4 protein-coding genes (1 of these 4 cut by a window edge) are annotated in these 6,136 nt (G+C 42.6%); 1 reads left to right on the forward strand and 3 read right to left on the reverse strand.

Going from position 1 to position 6,136, the window contains the following annotated elements; translation table 11 throughout:
* Nucleotides 1-90 precede the first annotated feature (90 nt).
* Complete coding sequence (locus tag CIT02_RS04425; protein ID WP_292614387.1) at nt 91-1,671, reverse strand: DEAD/DEAH box helicase; 1,581 nt, start codon at nt 1,669-1,671, stop codon at nt 91-93.
* Between the two features lie 368 nt (nt 1,672-2,039).
* Entirely contained in the window at nt 2,040-3,947 is a 1,908-nt protein-coding gene (lonB, locus tag CIT02_RS04430) for an ATP-dependent protease LonB (RefSeq protein ID WP_292614389.1), read from the reverse strand.
* A 278-nt stretch (nt 3,948-4,225) separates the two neighbouring features.
* On the opposite strand from lonB, the gene cobQ reads away from it, so the two are divergent.
* On the forward strand, nt 4,226-5,758 hold the full coding sequence (gene cobQ, locus CIT02_RS04435) for a cobyric acid synthase CobQ (protein ID WP_292614391.1): 1,533 nt from the start codon (nt 4,226-4,228) through the stop codon (nt 5,756-5,758).
* A 207-nt stretch (nt 5,759-5,965) separates the two neighbouring features.
* Here cobQ and CIT02_RS04440 read toward each other — a convergent pair whose 3' ends face one another.
* Nucleotides 5,966-6,136: the 3' end of a TrkA family potassium uptake protein gene (locus CIT02_RS04440; protein WP_292614393.1), read on the reverse strand. The gene runs 477 nt beyond the window's last position; only the last 171 of its 648 coding nucleotides appear in the window; its start codon lies beyond the right edge, outside the window; it ends in the stop codon at nt 5,966-5,968.

A 6,136-nucleotide genomic window follows, 5' to 3' on the forward strand; every position in this document is an offset into this window, starting at 1 on the left:
AAGAGGTAATCTTTCTATATTAATACCCAGTGAATATCTTAAAAATAGACAGTGAACTTAAAAATAAGAAAAATAAGAAGAAATGAATTTTTACATCTTCTTATTAGCGGGTTCCATATTTACCCGGAGTCCTTTTATTCCCTTTCTCTGCAGGGCACCGACCACTTCACGGGCTTGTTTCTGTGGAAGTTCAACAAAGGAAAATTTATCCAGTACATCGATACGGCCAATGCTGGTTGAGGAAAGTCCCGATACATCTCCTATAGCTCGTACTATGTCTTTTGCTTTCACCTTCTGTTTGCGACCCACGTTAATGAAGAATCTTACCATTCCCGGTTGTGCTCCAGTATCCCCGTATTTAGAATCCTTCTGACTGGAATCATCCTTCCTACCCACGTATAATTTGAGGAGGGCTGCAGCAATATCCACAGAGCTGTAATCCTCTTCCATCAATCTTTCGATGAGATGGATCTCCTGATCTAGGTCTCCGTTATCTATTTCCTTCCGGAGTCTTTCCAGGAACAGGTCCCTTTTAACTTCTTCCACTTCTCCTAAGGAAGGGATTTTCTGTTGTTCAATACGGACCTTGGTGTAGCGCTGGATATCCCTTAACTGATAGATTTCCTTTCCAGATACAAAGGTGAAGGCCTGTCCTTTTTTACCGGCACGACCGGTTCTACCTATTCGGTGTACGTAGTATTCCTCGTTGTTGGGTACATCGTAGTTGAAAACTGCCTCCACATCATCCACATCAATTCCCCTGGCAGCCACATCCGTAGCCACCAGTATCTCGATCTGACCCTTCCGGAACTTGTTCATGACCCTGTCCCGCTGGTTCTGACTCATGTCGCCGTGCAGTCCATCGGCGAAGTATCCTCTGGTTTGGAGGTGGTTTACCAGGCGATCCACTCTTCTTTTAGTATTACAGAATACCAGGGTGAGTTTAAGGTTGTGCATATCTATAAGCCGAGTCAACAGATCCAGTTTCATCTGTTCTTTAACTTCAAAGTAGATCTGTTCAATTTCAGGGACGGTGAGTTCCTGATGGGCTACTTTGAGCATTTTAGGCTTGTTCTGGTATTTTCTGGTTAGTCCCAGGATTACTGGAGACATAGTAGCGGAAAATAGTAACATTTGCCTTTCTTCAGGTATTTGTTCTAAGACAAACTCTATATCATCCCTGAATCCCATGTCCAGCATTTCATCAGCTTCATCCAGGATGATGGTCCTCACCTGGTCCATCTTAAGTGTTCTACGGTGAATATGATCCATCACCCGTCCGGGAGTCCCAATGATGATCTGCACTCCTCTTTTCAGGGCTTTAATTTGCCGTTCAATGGGTTGTCCCCCGTAAACTGGTAGAACGTTGGTTTTTTTGTATTTAGATAACTTTCTAATTTCTTCGGCCACTTGGATGGCCAGTTCCCTGGTGGGACAGAGTATAACTGCCTGCACTCCCCGAACAGTGGGGTCCAGTTTTTCCAGTACGGGTATTCCAAAGGCAGCGGTTTTACCAGTACCAGTTTGGGACTGGCCAATAACATCTTTACCATCTAATACATAGGGTAAAACCAGTGATTGTATAGGTGTTGCCTCTTCAAAACCCATATCTGCAATTGCTCGTTTCATTTCACGGGATAATTCCAAATCTTCAAATAATAAACTTTCCATGGTATCTTTCCTTATTCATCTTCCTTTCGCTGATCATTACTTAATGTCAAGTAAAATCTTGATCGAAAATATTTAAACTGATTTTGTAATTTTTAAGTAAAATTAGCCCATCCAATTATAACACTAAAACCAGGCTAAAAATAGCATGTAAATAATTAGAAAAACTCACATTTACTTTTCTATTTAGGTGTTATGTTGCCGGTGACATTTATAGTCATCTATCATACCCTCTCCAGATTTATCATCATATTGGGTGTAATTCTTAATTGAAAAATTTCTCAAAAAATAGAAAGAATAGAGGGATAAAAAAATAACCCTCATCTATATAAGAGGGAAGAAAAAGCCCTCTGACATTAATCGGTTGCTGGTTAGTTAGTGGCAGGTTTTTGCAGTATTCCCTTGGGCACCATATCGGTGATCTTCTGCATCTTGTCCATGAGTCCTTTTTTACCCTTACCCATAAGGGCATGTTCCAGTACTTCACTCAAGGTTTCCACGGGAATAATTTCTATTTTCTCACGGTAATGTTCCTCAATGAGCACGTCTTCCATGTTAGATTTGGGAATCAGAACTTTGCGTATTCCTGCTTCGGCTGCAGCTTCGATCTTACCGGTGACACCACCCACTGGGAGTACATCCCCACGGATACTGAGAGATCCGGTTAGTGCCACTGACTGGTCAACTGGTATGTTTTCCAGGGCGGACACCACTGCGGTGGCTACAGATACACTGGCACTGTCTCCTTCCACTCCTTCGTAGGACTGGAGGAACTGGATGTGTATATCGTAATTGGAGATATCGGTTCCGGTGTGTTTTTTAACCAGGGCACTGACGTTTTGCACTGCTTCCTTGGCAATTTCTCCCAGTTTTCCGGTAGCAATTATCTTACCTTCATCTTTACTCTGGGCAGGCGCAGCTTCGGCAGCTATAGGCATTATAATACCACTACGGTCGCCGATGATGGCAAGACCATTCACTTTGCCTACTTCTCCACCTTCAGATTTGAATACTCGGTAACGTTTCCTCTGGACAATGTAACGATCGGCTATCTGCTGTTCCAGGGTTCTGGCCAGTTTTTTGGCGTTGAGCACATGATCCACTGTGACATAATCTGCCTTTTCTCCCTTGGCTATGTCTCCTGCGGCCCTTACCAGACCACCAAGATCCCTTAGTTTCAGGGTTAAGGAGTCTTTTTTACCAGCTCTGCGCTGAGCTTCGTGTATAATTTCAGCAACTGCCTCTTTGCTGAAGTGAGGGATACGTCCGTCTTTTTTAACTTCCTGGGCTACAAATTGAACCAGTTTATCCCTGTTTTCCGGGGTGTCCTTCATGGAGTCTTTCATGAACACTTCGTAACCATATCCACGTATCCTGCTTCGAAGTGCAGGGTGCATTCCCTCCAGGACGTGCAGGTTTCCAGAAGCTACCAGCACGAAATCACAGGGAACTTCCTGAGAACGAACCATGGCACCACTGCTGGTCTCACTCTGACCCGTGATAGCGTATTTTTTCTCCTGCATGGCAGTTAAAAGTTCCTGCTGGGTTTTCATCTGCATGGATCCGATTTCATCCACGTAGAGGACTCCCTTGTTGGCTTTGTGAATCATACCTGCTTCCACCCTTTCGTGGGCAGGGGTTCCCAGTCCACCAGACTGGTAGGGGTCGTGTCGCACATCACCTAAAAGGGCTCCGGCATGGGCTCCGGTGGCATCCACAAAGGGAGCCATGTTTCTCTTGTTATTGTTAATCAGAAGTTTTGGGACCATTACTGTGCTGCGGGGTTTCATCTGCTGCAGGGCCAGGAATACTATACCTGCAGCTATGATTGCTGCCAGATACTGCTGCAGAACAAAACCAATCACCACAATCAGGCTGATTATGGCAATCATGAACATGTTCTTGCGTTCATCCTGTCCTTTAGCCTTAACCTTGTAATTGGTTACCACATTTCTCCCTTCACCAGCAGGCATAACTCCTATTAGGGGGTTGTGGTTATCCTCTATGTTGGGATATACCAGTATGTCCTGAAGTTCTTCGGGGGGGAGTAATTCAGCCATTCCCTTGGCCAGCATGGATTTTCCAACACCCGGTTCTCCAATTAGAAGAACATTACGGCGCTGTTTAGCTGCCTTTTTAACTGTCTCCACGGCCTCTTTCTGACCAATTATCTGGTCTATGATCCTATCAGGGACATCTATGTCTCCTGAAGTTTTATAACTACGAGGTTTGAGGGTTTCTTCATTTGAAACCTCAGAATTTGGGTTATAATTTGCCATAGGCTTTTGTAACCTCCATAACTTTGTATTTGATAAAAATCAACCTGTTTTTATAATAGAATATACTCTAATGACTATAGTAAAACTTATATAAGAACATTTGCTTTGGGTATCTTTAATCTTGATCCTTTTATGTCATATAAAAGTTTCTTAATATAGTTTCTTAATATAAGAATTACTAAAAAGAATAAGAACCTTAAAAAAAATGGTAATTGACAAGAAGAAAGATGCCTTAAATTTTAATTTAACCCAATGATTACAGGAAATAGTGATGAAAGATGGTATCAGCGGAAACAAAATGTATAATGGTTCAGGGAACTGCATCCAATGCCGGTAAAAGTGTGGTGGTAGCTGCACTTTGTAGAATGTTTTCCCAGAGAGGTTATCGTGTTGCACCCTTCAAATCCCAAAATATGTCGCTGAATTCATTTACCACCTCTGAAAATAGGGAAATAGCAATGGCCCAAGTATTACAGGCCGATGCTGCCGGGGTCGAACCCCATCACCACATGAATCCGGTTTTGCTCAAACCCAAGGAAGATTTCACTTCCCAGGTCATTGTACATGGCCAGCCTGCCGGAGATATGAACTTCTACCATTACCAACATAACTTCCGTGACCAGGCCCTGAAAGCGATTAGAGAGTCTTTAGATGCTTTGAAGAAGGATTATGATGTGATTATCATGGAAGGGGCTGGTTCCCCTGCAGAGATAAACATGCTGGATGTGGATCTGGCCAATATGCAGATCGCCCGCCTGGCTGATGCCGATGTAATTTTAGTGGCAGATATTGACAAAGGGGGAGTTTTCGCATCCATTGCCGGCACATTCCAACTTTTACCCCCTGAAGACTGTCAGCGGATCAAAGGCATAGTGATAAACAAATTTAGGGGCAACCTGGACATTCTTATGCCGGGAATCAGACAGATTGAAGAGATCGTGGGGGTTCCAGTTCTGGGAGTGTTACCCTTTGATCCCGGACTCAAACTTCCTGAAGAAGATTCTGCCTCATTATCTGAACGGAAATATCGCAGCCATGGCCAGATAACTATGGGAGTCCTGCGCCTGCCCCGAATTTCTAACTTCACCGATATCGATCCCCTGGAATATGAGCCAGATATCGGGGTGCGCCTCATTGAAATTGGGGAAGATATTGGTGATGTGGATGCACTGATCATTCCCGGGACCCGTAACAGTATCAGCGACCTAGTGGCACTGACCGAGTCGGGTCTTGCCGACGAAATAGCCAGTTTATCACAGGAAATACCGGTCTTTGGTATCTGTGGAGGATACCAGATGTTAGGGAGAAAAATTATTGACCGAACCCTTAAAGAATCAAATATTGGCAGTGTTGAAGGTATGGGAATTCTGGATGTTAAAACCAGCTTCGGAGAAGTAGAGAAGATCATCAGCCAGAGTCAGGGGACTCCTGTGGGCCAGGGAATTTTCAGTAGAACCACCGGAGAAGTTTTAAATGGTTATGAGCTTCACGAAGGAATATCCAGACTGGGAGACTGCAAACCACTCCTAAAAGTTATTAAAGGTTGTGGAAACTACCCTACATCTGGTTTTGACGGTGCTCAGAATGATTTAACTGCTGGAACCTATTTCCATGGAATATTTCACAATTTCCACTTCCGAAGGTCCTTCACTGATTACCTGAGGATAAATAATGGTCTGGAACCTTTAGGCTATCAAAAAGATGATTTTAAAGATTTAAAGGAATTTTCCATGGAACGTTTGGCTAATCTAGTTGAGGATAACCTGAACATGGATGAGTTACAAAGGGTTCTACACTTCGATTTAATATAAATCCGATTCTCACTTTAAGGATGAAAATCCCTAAAATTTAATTTTAAAAAAATAATTAATTAAATATAAAAAAGATAAAAATACCCTATTTGATGGACTTTTTAAGGGCTAAATGTGTGTTTTAAAAAAAAAATGTGGTGTTTTAATTGAACTTTTTCTAAAAATAATAATCTTAGTATTTGAATGTATTTGAATAAGAAATTGTGTTTAAATAAAAATTGAAGTGACCTTTTTGACGGCTTTGGTCTTTACCAGCACTGATATTTTTTCATTTTCTTCCAACACCCAGTCATCACGCGGAATATACATTTCACCATTTTGATGGATGGCTGCAATTATATAATCGTCGGTAGGGCTCAGATCACTAACTCTCTTTCC

Origin of the sequence: Methanobacterium sp. BAmetb5 (assembly GCF_003491305.1) — an archaeon.
Classification (GTDB): Archaea; Methanobacteriota; Methanobacteria; order Methanobacteriales; family Methanobacteriaceae; genus Methanobacterium.